This is a genomic window from Pseudomonas cremoris, from assembly GCF_014230465.1.
Genome location: NZ_JAAXCY010000002.1, coordinates 391528 through 408365, shown reverse-complemented (window position 1 = coordinate 408365; position 16838 = coordinate 391528). Strand labels below are relative to the sequence as shown.

The window sequence follows — 16838 nt, the reverse complement described above, 5'->3', positions numbered from 1 at the left end:
CTGTTAATCGCTGCCACGACCTGTCAGCACACCGAATCCTCTGATCGAGATACACAAGTGATCGAAAATCTACGTAACATCGCCATCATTGCTCACGTTGACCATGGTAAAACCACCCTGGTAGACAAACTCCTGCGTCAATCCGGCACCCTGGAGCGCAACGAGCTCAACGACGAGCGCGTGATGGACTCCAACGACCAGGAAAAAGAGCGCGGTATTACCATCCTGGCAAAAAACACCGCTATCAACTGGAACGGCTACCACATCAACATCGTGGACACCCCGGGCCACGCCGACTTCGGCGGCGAAGTTGAACGTGTAATGTCGATGGTTGACTCCGTTCTGCTGCTGGTTGATGCCCAAGACGGCCCTATGCCGCAAACCCGTTTCGTGACCAAGAAGGCTTTCGAAGCCGGCCTGCGTCCGATCGTGTGCATCAACAAGGTTGACCGTCCAGGCGCGCGTCCGGACTGGGTTCTGGACCAGATCTTCGACCTGTTCGACAACCTGGGTGCTACCGAAGAACAGCTGGACTTCAAAGTCGTCTACGCCTCGGCCCTGAACGGCATTGCCGGTCTGGATCACACCGACATGGCTGAAGACATGACCCCGCTGTACCAGTCGATCGTCGACAACGTACCAGCACCGGCTGTTGACCGTGACGGCGCGTTCCAGATGCAAATCTCCGCACTGGACTACAACAGCTTCCTGGGTGTTATCGGCGTTGGCCGTATCGCTCGTGGTCGCGTCAAGCCGAACACCCCGGTTGTTGCTATCGGCGCCGACGGCAAGAAGCGTAACGGTCGTATCCTGAAGCTGATGGGCCACCACGGTCTGCACCGCATCGACGTTGAAGAAGCGGCTGCTGGCGACATCGTGTGCATCAGCGGTATGGACTCGCTGTTCATCTCCGACACCCTGTGCCACCCGGACACCGTCGAGGCGATGAAGCCTCTGACCGTTGACGAGCCAACCGTTTCCATGACCTTCCAGGTAAACGACTCGCCTTTCTGCGGTAAAGAAGGCAAGTTCGTCACCTCCCGTAACATCAAGGAGCGTCTGGACAAAGAGCTGCTGTACAACGTTGCTCTGCGCGTTGAAGAAGGCGACTCGGCTGACAAGTTCAAGGTTTCCGGCCGTGGTGAGCTGCACCTCTCGGTACTGATCGAAACCATGCGTCGCGAAGGCTTCGAAATGGGCGTTGGTCGTCCAGAAGTGATCATCCGTCAGGTTGACGGCGTGAAGCAGGAACCGTTCGAAAACGTCACCATCGACACCCCGGAAGAATCCCAGGGCAAGGTGATGGAAGAGATGGGTCTGCGTAAAGGCGACCTGACCAACATGGTGCCGGATGGCAAAGGCCGTGTGCGTCTGGAATACAACATCCCTGCTCGTGGTCTGATCGGTTTCCGTAACCAGTTCCTGACCCTGACCAACGGTGCTGGCATCCTGACCTCGATCTTCGATCGCTACGACACCATGAAGTCCGGCGACATGTCCGGCCGTCAGAACGGTGTTCTGGTATCGGTAGAAACCGGCAAGGCGCTGACCTACTCCCTGGAAACCCTCCAGGCGCGTGGCAAGCTGTTCGTTGAACACGGTCAAGAGATCTACAACGGTCAGATCGTTGGTCTGAACAGCCGTGACAACGACATGGGCGTCAACCCAACCAAAGGCAAGAAGCTCGACAACATGCGTGCTTCGGGTAAAGACGAAACCATCGCTCTGGTTCCACCTGTTCGCTTCACCCTGGAACAGGCCCTGGAATTCATCCAGGACGACGAGCTGTGCGAAGTTACGCCTAAGTCGATCCGCCTGCGTAAGAAGATCCTGGACGAAGGCGAGCGTACCCGCGCTGCCAAGAAAGCCAAGAACTGAGTTAACTCAGGCTGAATGAAAAACGCCCCCGGTCGAAAGGCCGGGGGCGTTTTTTTGTGCCTGCGATTTGTGTGGTGTCTCTACTGGCCCCTTCGCGAGCAAGCCCGCTCCCACATTTGAATGCATTCCAATGTTGGAACTCGGTCAAATGTGGGAGCGGGCTTGCTCGCGAAAGCGGTGGCCCAAGCAATACAAAATGCGGATCAGAACTTATCGAGCGTCTTGAACTTAGTCTCGCGCACCACTTCCTTCGGCTTATACGCGCAATACCCCGGCCGCGGCCCGATTTTCGGGTGGTTGCGACACGTGTCCGGGCGCTTGTCATAAATAGTGCAGAAGCGCGTCTTACGATCCAGGTACAGGCAGTCGTTGTTGCTCATGCGCTGCAGGGTAAAAATCTCGGACTTGGAATTGAAGCGCTCGACGATGCCTTCCTTCTGCAACCGCTTGGCGATGTTCTTCGGCGGGTCGCCGCGCTCGAACTCATCGACGATGCCGATGCGGATCAGGTCCTTGATCTTCACTTCGACCGGTAGCGTGCAGCAGCTGGACACGCAGCCACCGCACATATGCGCGGAATATTTCTGCCACGTTTCAAGTCGGTCGAGTTCCGCGGCGGCGATCAGTTGAGGCTTCATCAGGGTTCCAAAAGGTGGGGCTGTATCCGGGCGCGCGATCATACCGGGATTGGTGATTTTTTGAACAATATTTTGTGGGTTTCAGCCAGAAGGCGTGCGGGCAGTAAAAGCAGGCACGGCCAATGCATCAAAAACCCGCAAAGGTAAATGCGTTAAAAAAGTGACGAACCAGAGCGTCTACCGTCTGTCAGACCGACTAGGCTCTAGCAACTCCTTCACTCTCGCCCGAGGTCGCATCGATGTCTCAGGAACCGCTTGCACGAGAAGCAGAGGTAGCCGCATTTCGCGATGCTGTCTTGACCAAACTCACCTACGCGGTGGGCAAGGACCCGGATCACGCCTTCGACCACGACTGGTTCGAAGCGATTGCCCTGGCCGCGCGCGACCAAATGGTCGATCACTGGATGGACCACACCCGGCGCATCTACCGCAAAGGCCAGAAACGGGTTTATTACCTTTCCCTGGAGTTCCTCATTGGGCGCTTGCTCTACGACAGCCTTAGCAACCTCGGCGTGTTGGAGATCGCTCGTGAAGCGTTGTCGGAATTGGGCGTCGACCTGGAACGCATCCGCCTGCTGGAGCCCGACGCGGCGCTGGGCAACGGTGGCCTGGGTCGTCTGGCGGCGTGCTTTATGGAAAGCATGTCGACCTTGGGCATTGCCGGCCACGGCTACGGCATTCGTTATGAACACGGTCTGTTTCGCCAGGCGATCGTCGATGGCTGGCAGCAGGAGCAGACCGAGCGCTGGCTGGATTTCGGCAACCCTTGGGAGTTCGAGCGGGCCGAGGTGATTTACCCGATTGGCTTTGGCGGCAGCGTCGAAACCAAAGCGGACGCTTCCGGCAAGATGATTCAGGTGTGGACGCCCAGCGAAACCGTGCGCGCCGTTGCCTACGACACCCCGGTCGTCGGCTGGCGTGGTGCCAGCGTCAACACCTTGCGCCTGTGGCGTGCACGAGCGGTGGAAGACCTGCACCTGGAACGCTTCAACGCCGGTGACCATTTGGGCGCGGTTGCCGAAGTGGCTCGCGCTGAAAGCATCTCCCGAGTGCTTTACCCGGCAGACAGCACCGAAGCGGGGCAGGAACTGCGCCTGCGGCAGGAATACTTCTTCGTTGCCGCCTCCCTGCAAGACTTGCTGCGCCGCCACAAAAACATGCACGGCTCCGTGCTGAGCCTTGGCGAACACGCCGCGATCCAGCTCAACGACACCCATCCGTCCATCGCTGTGGCTGAGTTGATGCGCCAACTGGTGGACCTGCACGATATTCCGTGGGAAGCGGCGTGGGACGTCACCGTCGAAACCCTGTCCTACACCAACCACACCCTGCTGCCCGAGGCATTGGAAACCTGGCCCGTCGGCCTTATGGAACGCATGCTGCCCCGGCACATGCAGATCATCTACCTGATCAACGCCCAGCATATCGATTCGCTACGCGCCAAAGGCATCCACGATTTTGATGTGCTGCGCGCGGTGTCGCTGATCGAAGAAGACAACGGCCGCCGCGTACGCATGGGCAACCTGGCGTTCCTTGGGTCCCATAGCGTCAACGGCGTATCCGGCTTGCACACCCAATTGATGCGCAGCACGGTGTTCTCCGAACTGCACAAGCTCTACCCGGAACGTATCAACAACAAAACCAACGGCATTACCTTCCGCCGCTGGTTGTACCAGGCCAACCCCAAGCTCACCGAGATGCTGGTGGAGGCCCTGGGGCCGGATATCCTCGACACGCCCGAGCAGCGCCTGGTCGAATTGGAACCGTTCGCCGAAAAACCGGCGTTCCGCAAAGCCTTCGCCGAACAGCGCCTGCACAGTAAGCGTGCACTGGCAGACATTATTCACGAGCGCCTGGGTATTTCGGTGAACCCGGCGGCGATGTTCGACGTGCAGGTCAAACGCATCCACGAATACAAGCGCCAGTTGCTCAACCTGTTGCACACCGTGGCGCTGTACCAGGCGATCCGAGCCGAGCCGGGCACCGACTGGGTGCCGCGCGTGAAGATCTTCTCGGGCAAGGCGGCAGCCAGTTATCACCAGGCCAAATTGATCATCAAGCTGACCAACGACATCGCCCGTACCGTCAACAACGACCCGACCGTTCGCGGCCTGCTCAAGGTGGTGTTCCTGCCCAACTACAACGTCAGCCTGGCGGAAAGCATCATTCCGGCGGCGGATTTGTCGGAGCAGATCTCCACCGCCGGCTTTGAAGCCTCGGGCACCAGTAACATGAAGTTCGGCCTCAACGGTGCGCTGACCATCGGCACCATGGACGGCGCCAACGTGGAGATGCACGAGCGCGTCGGTGCCGAGCATATGTTTATCTTCGGCCTCAGCGCACAGCAGGTGGAAGCCCGCAAGCACGCCGGCGAATTCAACGCCGGGCCGGAAATTGCCGCGTCCCATCGCCTCAACGATGTGCTGCAAGCGATCCGCGGTGGGGTGTTCTCACCGGATGATCCAGGTCGCTATGTGGGGCTGATCGACGGGTTGGTCGACTACGACCGGTTCCTGGTGTGTGCCGATTTCGACTCCTACTGGGACGCCCAGGCGGCGGTTGAAAGGCATTGGCACGATTCGAAGGCCTGGTGGCGTTCGGCGGTGCTCAATACGGCCCGGATGGGCTGGTTCAGTTCGGACCGGACCATTCGCGAGTACGCCACGGAGATCTGGAAAGCGCTCGATTAAACACCACAAAACCCTGTGGGAGCGAGCAAGCCCGCTCCCACATTAGTACTGCGTCGATATACTGAGTGCAGGTTTGCTTAGGGAATATCGACCATGCAATGGATTTTCATGCTGATTGGCCTCGTGCTCGGCTGGACGCTCGATGAGTCGTTCAGCGACGCAGGCGTCGGTGCACTGCTGGGCCTGGGCATTGGCCAGGCGATTCGCCTGGCGCAGCTGTCGGCTCAGGCGGACAAGCAAGCAGGTCAGCTGGAAACCACGCAGAAGGCGCTGATCGCGCTGGGTGACCGCTTGCGGCAACTGGAAGTGCCAGTCGCTACAAGCAGTGTCATTGTCGAATCCCCCATTTCTGAACCCGCACCAGCCCCCAAGGTTCCTGACCTTGTCTGGGAGTTGCCGGCTGAATTGGCGCCGGTTGCCATTGCCGCCGAAGCCAGCCAACCGTTGCCACACGACGCCTGGACATCGACGCCGCCTGCCAAAGAGCCTGCCATCCCTCGTGGCCCCAACCTGATCGAGCGCGCCTTCGCTGCTGCGCGCAACTGGCTGTTGGGTGGCAACACCGTGCTGCGGGTCGGTGTGGTGCTGCTATTCCTTGGCTTGGCGTTCCTGTTGCGCTATGCCACCGAAGGCATGGTGGTGCCGATTGAAATGCGCTACGCCGGTGTGGCGGCGGCGGCCATTGGTCTATTGGGCCTGGGTTGGTGGCTGCGCCTGCGTAACAGCAACTATGGGTTGATGCTGCAAGGAACCGGGATCGCCGTGCTGTACCTCACGGTGTTCGCGGCGATGCGCCTGCACCCGTTGATCGACCCCGGTGCTGCGTTTGGTTTGCTGGTGGCGGTTACGGTGTTCTCGGCGATCCTGGCCATTGCCCAGAATGCGCTGGGGCTGGCCTGCGCGGCGGCGCTCGGCGGTTTTGCGGCGCCGATCCTCGCCTCCACTGGTGCTGGCAGCCACGTGGCGTTGTTCAGCTACTTTGCGTTGCTCAATGCCGGCATCCTCGCCATCGCCTGGTTCAAGGCCTGGCGCCTGCTCAATGTGATCGGTTTTGTCGGCACCTTTGGCATCGGCTTCGCCTGGGGCGCACGCGGCTATACACCGGAATTGTTGTGGAGCACCGAGCCCTTCCTGGTGCTGTTCTTTGTGATGTACCTGGGTATCGGCCTGTTGTATGCCCGGCGCAAGCTGATGGAGGCGGACGCGGGCGACAGCCTGGGGGCGCAACTGCGCAAGGGTGATTATGTCGACGGCACCTTGCTGTTCGGGCCGCCGCTGGTGGGCTTTGGACTGCAGTTCGCGTTGGTGCAGCATCTGGAGTTCGGCGCCGCCTTCAGTGCATTGAGCCTGGGCATTATCTACATGGTGCTGGCCCGATTGCTCAGTGGCGGCCGCGCTGCGTTGCTGGGGGAAACCTGCCTGGCCCTTGGCGTGATTTTCGCCAGCCTGGCCATTCCGTTGGGCCTTGATGCGCGCTGGACCGCTGCGGCGTGGGCCGTTGAGGGCGCGGGGATTTTTTGGCTGGGCTTGCGCCAGCACAAACCGATGGCGCGGATATTCGCTTTGTTGCTGCAACTGGGGTCGCTGCTCGCATTCCTCAGTGAGTTGCGCAGTGGCCAGGACACCTTGCTGGAAGGTCCGCCGTTGAGCGCTTTGCTGCTTGGTGCGGCGCTGCTGTTCACGTTTTATCAAGTTCACAAGGCAACGTCGGAGCAGACGCGGCATTGGGAGCGCGTGGGCGCTCCTTGGTTGGCTGCCCTTGGTTTGGGCTGCGCGTATTTGCTGGCGCCGCTGCTACTGTCGACCCAGGGTTGTGTCATCAGTTGGGCGGTGGCCGGTGTTGCGACGCTGTGGGCAGGCCACCGAATTGGCTCGCAAGCGATGGTGCGCTGTGGCGTCTCCGTGCAGTTGCTCGCCGGTGGGCTGTTCCTGCTCGACCCGGTGGCCCATCTGTGGACACCGCTGATCATTGCGTTGGCGGCATTGACGGGCGCCTGGCGCTTGCCGCGTGGCCGTTTGTCCAACGCCCTGTTGGCCTGGGGTGTTGCGTGGTGGGCGCTGGCTTGGGTCAGCGAGGTGGTTGGCTCGGCGCCCTATACGTTGCACACCACGTTGTTGTTGCTCGCCGCTGCATTGAGCGCGGCGCTCTGGACGGTGCTTGCGCTGCGCCTGTGCTGGGTAGCTCTGGGGGTGGCTGCTACGTTGCTGATGCCGGCAACAGGTTTGGTGCTGTTGGGCGCATGGGATGGGTACTACCACCCGGCAGCGCAGTTCGGCTGGCTGGCTTGGCTGGCGGTGTTTGGCGTGCATTTCGTCTCGCTGCGACGTTTGGCGGCGCTGCTGCCCGCCAAGGTGCTGAGCGCGGCGCACATACTGGGCTGCTGGATGTTGATCGGCGTGTTGGCACTGGATCTACGTTACGGCCTGCTCATGCTGTCGAGCGAATACAACGCCTGGCGCTGGCTGGGCTGGGCGATTCTGCCGAGTCTGTACCTGGTGCTGGCCGCTGCGCCGCGCCGTTGGCCGTGGCCGGTGTCGGCGTATCCGCACGAGTACCGCGTACTCGCAGCGTTGCCGTTGGCGGTATTGATGCTGGGTTGGTTCTGGCTGGCAACTATCTTCAGTGACGGTACGGCCGAGCCGCTGCCTTATCTGCCGCTGCTCAATCCTCTGGACGTGGGCCTGTTGTTCGCACTGTTTGGCATCTACCTGTGGTCGCGAGGCGTGGCACCGCAGCGCGGGCCGCAGGCTGAATTGATCGCCCAAGGTGTGGCGGGGCTCTCGCTGTTTGCATTCTTTACCGCGTTGGTCATGCGCACCGCACACCATTGGGGCGGTGTGCCGTTCCAGCTGGATGCGTTGCTCGAGTCGATGTTGGTGCAAGCCGGTCTGTCGATCGTGTGGACGCTGATCGCCCTCGGCCTGATGATCGGCGGCCACTTGCGTCGCCGTCGCGAAGTGTGGCTGATCGGTGCGGCGCTGATTGCCGTGGTGGTGGCCAAGCTGTTCTTTGTCGAGTTGAGCAACCGTGGCGGGTTGGCGCGGATCGTGTCGTTTATTGGGGTGGGTGGGTTGTTGCTGGTGGTGGGTTACTTTGCGCCGCTGCCGCCCAAGCGCGTTGAAACCGAGGGAGCACCTTCTTGATGGGCAAAGTGAGTCTGAGTGGGTTGGCCGTATGGATCCTGTGTTCAGCGGTGCATGCACAAGAAACACCGGCAGATTTCGCGACTCACGTCCCTTTGGCCATCAGTGGCAACGGCCCCTGGTATCGCCTGGAATTGCCATTGGCGGTGCAATTGAACGCCCGCCAGGCAGATCTCAGTGACGTGCGGGTATTCAACGCGGCGGGTGAACCGCAGGCTTATGCGTTGTCGCGACAAGCCTCGCAACGCACCGAAAGCCGCAACGTCACCGACGTGAAGTGGTTCCCGCTGTATGCCGCCGATACCCACGAAGCCTTGCCGGGCGTGGTGATGAAAGCCACCACCGACGGCACACTGCTGGAGATTCGCCCGTCCTCGGTCAACGGCCAGCAAGTGCTGCGCGGTTGGGTGCTGGATGCCAGTGCGATCAAGGTGCCGTTGCAGCAACTGACCCTCGATTGGAGCCATGAGAGGGACGGTTTCCAGCGTTTCAGCATTGAGGCCAGCAACGACCTGCAGCATTGGGAGGCCTGGGGCGATGGGCAAGTGGCGCGTTTGTCGTTTGCCGACGAGCGGGTGGAGCAGCACGACGTCAGCTTGCCTGGGCAATCGGCGCGGTACCTGCGCCTGGTGTGGCAAGGCCAGGCGGCGCCACTGCTGACATCAGCCAAACTGGCGAGCGCCACCAGCAGCAGCCTGCCGCTGCCGTTGGTGTGGTCACAGCCGCTGGCGGGGGCGCGGCTCAAGGCGGGGGAATACAGTTGGCGATTGCCTGCCGCGCTGAGCATCGAGCGTCTGCGTATCGAGCTGAAACAGCCCAACACGTTGGCGCCAGTCACGCTGTCTGGGCGTCGGGACGACAAGCAGGCGTGGCAACCCCTGAGCAATGGTTTGCTGTACCGCCTGACCCAGGACGGCCGGGACGTGGTGCAGGACCAATTGCAGCTGCCTGGACAGACCGTCACCGAACTCAAGTTGCAGGTGGACGAGCGCGGCGGCGGCCTGGGCATCGAAGCGCCGGCCTTGCGGTTTGCCGTACGTGCCACGCAGTTGGTGTTCCTGGCGCGGGGCGAGCCGCCGTTCAGCCTCGCGCTGGGGAATGCGTCGGCCAGGGCAGCGAACCTGCCGCTTTCGACGCTGATTCCGGACTACAAAGCCGAGCGTCTCACTACATTGGGGTTGGCCAAGGTAGACGGAGAGGTAGCGTTCACTTCGCCTGCTGTTGTAGCGGCGGTGGACGCCGCAACAAACTGGAAAAAGCTCGGGCTTTGGGCCGTGCTGCTGCTCGGCGTGGCGGCATTGGGCGCCATGGCCTACAGTTTGCTGCGCAAGCCGCCGGTGGCACGTTAAATAAAGTCCATGAACTCTATTGGGTTTAAATCCTCTGATAGGAGGAAATACGCCCCGACTCGCGCTAAACTGCGCGGGTTTTTAAGCCCCCCATTCTCCGGAGCCTTACATGTCCCGCGTTACCTTGAGTCGCTATTTGATTGAGCAGACCCGCAGCAACAACACGCCTGCCGATCTGCGCTTCCTTATCGAAGTGGTGGCGCGTGCTTGCAAGGAAATCAGCCACGCCGTGTCCAAAGGCGCATTGGGTGGTGTCCTGGGCAGCATGGGCACTGAAAACGTGCAGGGCGAAGTGCAGAAGAAGCTCGACGTGATCTCCAACGAGATCCTGCTCGAAGCCAACGAATGGGGCGGTCACCTGGCCGGCATGGCGTCCGAGGAAATGGACAATGCCTACCAGATCCCGGGCAAATACCCGAAAGGCGCATACCTGCTGGTGTTCGACCCACTGGACGGCTCGTCTAACATCGACATCAACGCACCGGTTGGCACCATCTTCTCGGTACTGCGTTGCCCGAACGAATATCTGAGCCAGAACGAAGCGCTGAACGAAAAAGCCTTCCTGCAGCCTGGTACCCAGCAGGTTGCTGCCGGCTACGCGATCTACGGCCCACAGACTATGCTGGTACTGACCCTGGGCGATGGCGTCAAAGGCTTCACCCTGGACCGCGAGATGGGCAGTTTCGTGCTGACCCACGAAGACATCACCATTCCTGCGTCCACCCAGGAATTTGCGATCAACATGTCTAACCAGCGCCACTGGGAAGAGCCGGTGACCCGCTATGTCGGCGAGTTGATGGCAGGCGAAGAAGGCCCGTTGAAGAAGAACTTCAACATGCGTTGGGTGGCAGCGATGGTGGCTGACGTGCACCGTATCCTGACCCGTGGCGGCCTGTTCATGTACCCACGTGACAGCCGCGAGCCCTCCAAACCGGGCAAACTGCGCCTGATGTACGAAGCCAACCCGATGTCCTTCCTGGTTGAGCAAGCGGGCGGCGCGTCCACCGACGGCCACCAGCGCATCCTCGACATCCAGCCTGAAGGCCTGCACCAGCGTGTGGCGGTGTTCCTGGGTTCGAAGGAAGAAGTCGAGCGCGTGACGGCGTATCACAAGCAGTAAATTGCAGCGATAGGTTATCCGCGTTGTTGTGAGCCGGATCACCTTAAAAAGAAGCCCCGAAACGTTTCAGCGTTTTCGGGGCTTTTTTGTTTTTGCTCATCGGGAACCAGACACCTCTTTTCCCTTCTAAGCTTCTGGCAGATACCCCAGCTGCTTGTCTCTCCAGGAGCTTTTCCATGTCTTTACGCCGTCTCTCCCTGCTGGCTTTTTGCGTGCTATTGGCCGCGTGCAGCAAGGTCAACCAAGAAAACTACGCGAAGTTGTCGGCCGGCATGGCCAAGGCCGAGGTGGAGTCGTTGCTGGGTAAGCCGACCGATTGCTCCGGCGCACTGGGCATGTCCAGTTGCACGTGGGGCGATAAAAACAGCTTTATCAGCGTGCAATACGCCGGTGACAAAGTTCTGATGTTTTCCGGGCAAGGCCTGAAGTAAACCGGGGCGCGAGCCTGCGGGAGAAGAAGAATGATGCGTTTTGTTTTGTTCCTTTGCGCCAGCCTGTTTTTGGCGGGCTGCGCCAGCCATTCTGGCGATGATCTGCAACCCAAGACAGCGAGCAACGTCAACCTCAAGCGTTACCAGGGCACCTGGTATGAGTTGGCCCGATTGCCGATGTACTTCCAGCGCAACTGCGCACAGTCCGAAGCCCGCTACACCTTGCTGCCTGATGGCGACATGTCGGTGTTCAACCGGTGCCTGACGACCGAATGGAAGTGGGAAGAAGCCAAGGGCACCGCCACCCCGCAAGTGCCGGGCAAGACCGACAAGCTCTGGGTGGAATTCAATAACTGGTTTACCTCGCTGCTACCGGGTGTTGCCAAGGGTGACTACTGGGTGTTGTACGTCAGTGATGACTACAAGACCGCGATTGTCGGCAGCCCTAACCGGCGCTATATGTGGATACTGTCGCGTACACCGACCGTCAACACCGACACCCGCGAAGACCTGCTGAGCAGGGCGCGGCAGCAGGGGTATGACACCACGCGACTGATCTGGCGTACGTCGGACAAAGAGATGGCGAAGACTTCGCAGTAAACCTGAGGCTACCGCCGATCAAAATGTGGGAGCGGGCTTGCTCGCGAATACGGTGTATCAGTATCAGATGTTCTGACTGAACCACCGCATTCGCGAGCAAGCCCGCTCCCACATTTGTTATGTGTCGCCAGTCAGCTCAGCAAATCTCTTAAAACCTGGGTAAACGCCCGGCTGCTTTTTTCTTCGCCAGCATGATGCCCATCGCGCACCACCCATTTCCCGTTCACCAGCACATCGCGCACCTGCCGATCCCCGCCAGCAAACAACCAGCGATTGAGAATTCCATCTTCTGTGGCCGTTGCCAGGTACGGATCATTGCCGTCCAGCACCAACCAATCCGCGCGTTTGCCCACTTCCAATCGACCAATCGGTTGCCCAAGCGCCTGCGCGCCGCCGTCCAGGGCCGCATCAAACAACGTGCGCCCGACCATCGGCTGATCGCTGCGATACAAGCGATTGCGTCGCTGATCCCGTAGCCGCTGGCCGTACTCCAACCAGCGCAACTCTTCCACCACGCTCAATGACACATGGCTGTCGGAGCCGATGCCCATGCGTCCACCCTGCGCCAGGAAGTCCACGGCTGGGAAAATCCCGTCGCCCAGGTTGGCTTCGGTGGTCAGGCACAAACCGGCAATCGCGCGGCTCTTGGCCATGCGCGTCACCTCATCTGTATCAGCATGGGTGGCATGCACCAGGCACCAGCGTTCATCGACTTCAACGTTGTCGTACAGCCATTGCAGCGGACGCTTGCCGCGCCAGGCCAGGCAGTCGTCGACTTCCTTTTGCTGTTCGGCGATGTGGATATGCACCGGGCAAGCCTTGTTGCTGGCAGCCAGCACGGCTTGGATTTGTTCCGGTGTCACAGCGCGCAGGGAGTGGAAGCACAGGCCCAGTTGCTGCGCAGGTTGTGCGGCCAGGATGGGTTTCAGCTGCGCCTGCAGGTCCAGATAGTGCTCAGTGCTGTTGATAAACCGACGCTGGCCGTCATTCGGCGCCTGGCCGCCAAACCCGGAATGGGTATAGAGCACCGGCAGCAACGTCAGGCCAATACCGCTGCTGGTGGCCGCCTGGCTGATTTGCCGCGACAGCTCAGTGCGATCGGCGTACGGCTGGCCGCTGACGTCGTGATGCACATAGTGAAACTCGGCCACCGAGGTGTAGCCGGCCTTGAGCATTTCGATATACAGCTGGCGGGCGATGACGTGAAGTTGCTCTGGGTTGATCTTGCCAACCATGCGGTACATCAGGTCGCGCCAGGTCCAGAAACTGTCATTCGGGTTACCGGCCACTTCGGCCAAGCCCGCCATCGCGCGCTGAAATGCATGGGAGTGCAAGTTGGGCATGCCCGCCAAAACCGGGCCTCTCAGCCGTTCTGCGCCTTCGAAGCTGGCATTGGCCTCAACCTTTGTCAGCAGGCCATCGGCGCTGACTTCAAGACGTACATCATTGGCCCATCCATTAGGCAGCAGTGCGCGTTCGGCAAAGAAAGCGGACATGATCAAGGCACCCCGGTCGTGTGTTTATTTGTATATACATATACAGACGTTTGCCTGCTCGGTAAACTCCGGCAATCTACGCATCTTTTCCCTCTGCAAGGATTCCCCGTGCCGACTCCGCCCGCCAACTCTTCGCTGGCTGCCCACATGGACGAAAGTCCGGCGCCCTTGTATGCCCGCGTCAAACAGATGATCAGCCAGCAGATTCTCAACGGCAACTGGCCACCCCATTACCGCGTCCCTTCCGAGAGTGAGTTGGTCAGCGAGCTGGGTTTCAGCCGCATGACCATCAACCGCGCCCTGCGTGAACTCACCGCCGAAGGTCTGCTGGTGCGCATGCAAGGCGTGGGGACTTTCGTCGCCGAGCCCAAGAGCCAGTCGGCGCTGTTTGAAGTGCACAACATTGCCGATGAGATCGCCTCCCGCGGTCATCGGCACACATGCCAGGTGATTACCTTGGGCGAAGAGGCCGCCGGTTCCGAACGCGCCGTTGCCCTGGAAATGCGTGAAGGCGGGCGGGTGTTCCACTCGTTGATCGTGCACTTCGAAAACGATATTCCCGTGCAAATCGAAGACCGCTTCGTCAACGCCCTGGTCGCCCCGGAATACCTGCAACAGGATTTCACCCAACAGACGCCTTACGCGTATTTGAACCAGGTGGCGCCGCTTACAGAAGGCGAGCACGTGGTCGAGGCGATCCTGGCCGACGCGTCCGAGTGCGCGCTGTTGCAGATCGAACCCACCGAACCGTGCCTGTTGATTCGCCGACGCACCTGGTCCGGCCGCCAGCCGGTGACCGCTGCGCGCTTGATCCACCCCGGTTCCCGTCACAGCCTGGAAGGACGTTTCAGCAAATGAGTGAAGTGAAAGTCTGGCGCGCCGCTGACTACGTGCGCATGCCGTGGAAAAACGGCGGTGGCAGCACCGAAGAGATCACCCGTGACGCCGGTGCGGGTCTGGATGGCTTTGGCTGGCGCCTGTCGATTGCTGATATCGCCGAGTCGGGTGGCTTCTCCACGTTCGCCGGCTACCAGCGGGTGATCACCGTAATCCAGGGCGCGGGCATGGTATTGACCGTCGATGGCGAGGAGCAGCGCGGGTTGTTACCGCTGCAAGCGTTCGCGTTCAAGGGTGACAGCCAGGTCTCATGCCGCCTCATCACCGGGCCGATCCGTGACTTCAACCTGATCTATTCGCCAGCGCGGTATCACGCGCGGTTGCAGTGGATTGATGGCGAACAGCGCTTTTTCACCACCGCGCAGACGGTGTTGGTGTTTAGCGTGGCGGATGAAGTGAAGGTGCTGGAGCACAAGCTCGGTCACCACGACTGCCTGCAAGTCGACGGTAACACTGGCTTGCTGGATATTTCCGTCAGCGGCCGCAGCTGCATTATCGAACTGACCCAACTCGGTTAACACCTGTGGGAGCGGGCTTGCTCGCGAATACGGTGTATCAGTGCCAGATGAGCTGGCTGATCCACCGCATTCGCGAGCAAGCCCGCTCCCACATTTGCTTTGTGGTGTTCACAAAATCTGTTTCCCGCCTCCGCACCAATTTGTTACCGAATGCCCCAGCGTGGCGCAAAACCTTCCTTTCGCTACAACCCCTCTGCACGACCAACAACCTCTGTAAGAAATTTCATCAAGTCCAAAGGCCTTAATTTCCAAGGCTCGCGCCCCCTTTCCCAAAAAATCTCAACAACGTCCTCAACAAGTTGGCCGCTTGATTGCATATGCTTGTATGTACAAGTAAAGATGTGTGCGTAAGACTCTCCTTCGCACCATCAATGTTCGCGCATCGATCGCCGAGGAGTCTTAGCTGTGACCAAGCCTACAAAATACCGTGACGTTGAAATCCGCGCCGCCCGCGGTAACAAGCTCACCGCCAAAAGCTGGCTGACTGAAGCGCCGCTGCGCATGCTGATGAACAACCTCGACCCACAAGTGGCCGAGAACCCGAAGGAACTGGTGGTGTACGGTGGCATCGGCCGCGCGGCGCGTAACTGGGAGTGCTATGACCAGATCGTCGAGAGCCTCACTAACCTGAATGACGACGAAACCCTGCTGGTGCAGTCCGGCAAACCGGTTGGTGTGTTCAAGACCCACAGCAACGCTCCACGCGTACTGATCGCCAACTCCAACCTGGTACCGCACTGGGCCAGCTGGGAGCACTTCAACGAACTGGATGCCAAGGGCCTGGCCATGTACGGCCAGATGACCGCCGGCAGCTGGATCTACATCGGCAGCCAAGGCATCGTCCAGGGCACCTACGAAACCTTCGTCGAAGCCGGTCGCCAGCATTACAACAGCGACCTCACTGGCCGTTGGGTGCTCACCGCCGGCCTCGGCGGCATGGGCGGCGCCCAGCCTCTGGCCGCGACCCTGGCTGGCGCTTGCTCGCTGAACATCGAATGCCAGCAGGTCAGCATCGACTTCCGCCTCGCCAGCCGCTATGTCGACGAGCAAGCCACCGACCTCGACGACGCCCTGGCGCGCATCGCCAAGTACACCAAGGAAGGCAAGGCCATCTCCATCGCCTTGCTGGGCAACGCGGCCGAAATTCTGCCGGAACTGGTCAAGCGCGGTGTGCGCCCGGACATGGTTACCGACCAGACCAGCGCCCACGACCCACTCAACGGCTACCTGCCTGCCGGCTGGACCTGGGACGAATACCGCGCCCGCGCCAAGACCGAGCCGGCCGAAGTGATCAAGGCCGCCAAGCAGTCGATGGCCGTTCACGTCAAAGCCATGTTGGAATTCCAGAAACAAGGCATCCCGACCTTCGACTACGGCAACAACATCCGCCAGATGGCGCAAGAAGTCGGCGTGGAAAACGCATTCGACTTCCCAGGTTTTGTACCGGCCTATATCCGCCCACTGTTCTGCCGTGGCATCGGTCCGTTCCGCTGGGCAGCACTGTCCGGCGACCCGCAAGACATCTACAAAACCGACGCCAAGGTCAAAGAGCTGATCCCGGACGACGCCCACCTGCACAACTGGCTGGACATGGCGCGCGAGCGCATCAGCTTCCAGGGCCTGCCGGCACGTATCTGCTGGGTTGGCCTGGGCCAACGCGCCAAGCTCGGCCTGGCATTCAACGAAATGGTACGCAGCGGCGAGCTGTCGGCACCGGTCGTGATCGGTCGTGACCACCTCGACTCCGGTTCGGTGTCCAGCCCGAACCGCGAAACCGAAGCCATGCAGGACGGTTCCGACGCTGTGTCCGACTGGCCGCTGCTCAACGCCCTGCTCAACACCGCAAGCGGCGCGACCTGGGTTTCGCTGCACCACGGCGGCGGCGTGGGTATGGGCTTCTCGCAGCACTCCGGCATGGTCATCGTCTGCGACGGTACCGATGAAGCGGCTGAGCGCATTGCCCGTGTGCTGCATAACGACCCGGCTACCGGTGTCATGCGTCACGCCGATGCGGGTTACCAGATCGCGATCGATTGCGCCAAAGAGCAGGGCCTCAACCTCCCGATGATCAAATAAC

At 60.4% G+C, this 16838-nt stretch carries 12 protein-coding genes; 10 read left to right on the top strand and 2 right to left on the bottom strand.

What is annotated here, in order from left to right; genetic code table 11:
- The first annotated feature begins 57 nt into the window (after positions 1-57).
- Positions 58-1878 (top strand): translational GTPase TypA, encoded by a 1821-nt coding sequence (typA, locus tag HF257_RS05355; RefSeq protein WP_010213863.1) that lies wholly within the window; start codon positions 58-60, stop codon positions 1876-1878.
- A gap of 203 nt (positions 1879-2081) precedes the next feature.
- On the opposite strand, the gene HF257_RS05350 is transcribed toward typA, so the two are convergent.
- On the bottom strand, positions 2082-2516 hold the full coding sequence (locus HF257_RS05350; RefSeq protein ID WP_017529542.1) for a YkgJ family cysteine cluster protein: 435 nt from the start codon (positions 2514-2516) through the stop codon (positions 2082-2084).
- Between the two features lie 239 nt (positions 2517-2755).
- Here HF257_RS05350 and HF257_RS05345 point away from each other — a divergent pair, with 239 nt between their 5' ends.
- The 6 genes from HF257_RS05345 (at position 2756) to HF257_RS05320 (ending at position 11850) form a co-directional block, all read left to right on the top strand.
- Positions 2756-5206, top strand: a complete 2451-nt coding sequence (locus HF257_RS05345) for a glycogen/starch/alpha-glucan phosphorylase (RefSeq protein WP_185704742.1) — start codon at positions 2756-2758, stop codon at positions 5204-5206.
- A 93-nt stretch (positions 5207-5299) separates the two neighbouring features.
- Positions 5300-8350, top strand: coding sequence for a DUF2339 domain-containing protein (locus HF257_RS05340; RefSeq protein ID WP_185704744.1), 3051 nt, complete (start codon positions 5300-5302; stop codon positions 8348-8350).
- A complete protein-coding gene (locus HF257_RS05335; RefSeq protein WP_185704746.1) occupies positions 8350-9699 on the top strand; it encodes a DUF3999 domain-containing protein in 1350 nt (449 codons plus the stop codon). Before HF257_RS05340 ends, HF257_RS05335 begins: the two co-directional genes overlap by 1 nt.
- A gap of 109 nt (positions 9700-9808) precedes the next feature.
- Positions 9809-10819: a class 1 fructose-bisphosphatase gene (locus tag HF257_RS05330; protein ID WP_185704748.1), complete on the top strand. Its 1011-nt coding sequence runs from the start codon at positions 9809-9811 to the stop codon at positions 10817-10819.
- A 176-nt stretch (positions 10820-10995) separates the two neighbouring features.
- Positions 10996-11250 carry a hypothetical protein gene (locus HF257_RS05325; RefSeq protein WP_017138621.1) on the top strand — a complete coding sequence of 85 codons (255 nt, stop codon included), beginning with the start codon at positions 10996-10998 and terminating at the stop codon, positions 11248-11250.
- Between the two features lie 30 nt (positions 11251-11280).
- On the top strand, positions 11281-11850 hold the full coding sequence (locus HF257_RS05320; RefSeq protein WP_185704752.1) for a lipocalin family protein: 570 nt from the start codon (positions 11281-11283) through the stop codon (positions 11848-11850).
- A gap of 131 nt (positions 11851-11981) precedes the next feature.
- Here HF257_RS05320 and HF257_RS05315 read toward each other — a convergent pair whose 3' ends face one another.
- Positions 11982-13346 carry a formimidoylglutamate deiminase gene (locus HF257_RS05315; RefSeq protein ID WP_185704754.1) on the bottom strand — a complete coding sequence of 455 codons (1365 nt, stop codon included), beginning with the start codon at positions 13344-13346 and terminating at the stop codon, positions 11982-11984.
- A 147-nt stretch (positions 13347-13493) separates the two neighbouring features.
- Here HF257_RS05315 and hutC point away from each other — a divergent pair, with 147 nt between their 5' ends.
- The 3 genes from hutC to hutU all read left to right on the top strand — a co-directional run bounded on the left by hutC (position 13494) and on the right by hutU (position 16837).
- Positions 13494-14204, top strand: a complete 711-nt coding sequence (gene hutC / locus HF257_RS05310; RefSeq protein ID WP_185705371.1) for a histidine utilization repressor — start codon at positions 13494-13496, stop codon at positions 14202-14204.
- Positions 14201-14761, top strand: coding sequence for a HutD/Ves family protein (locus HF257_RS05305; RefSeq protein ID WP_185704756.1), 561 nt, complete (start codon positions 14201-14203; stop codon positions 14759-14761). Before hutC ends, HF257_RS05305 begins: the two co-directional genes overlap by 4 nt.
- 405 nt (positions 14762-15166) lie before the next feature.
- Entirely contained in the window at positions 15167-16837 is a 1671-nt protein-coding gene (gene hutU, locus HF257_RS05300; protein WP_185704758.1) for a urocanate hydratase, read from the top strand.
- Position 16838: the final 1 nt, after the last annotated feature.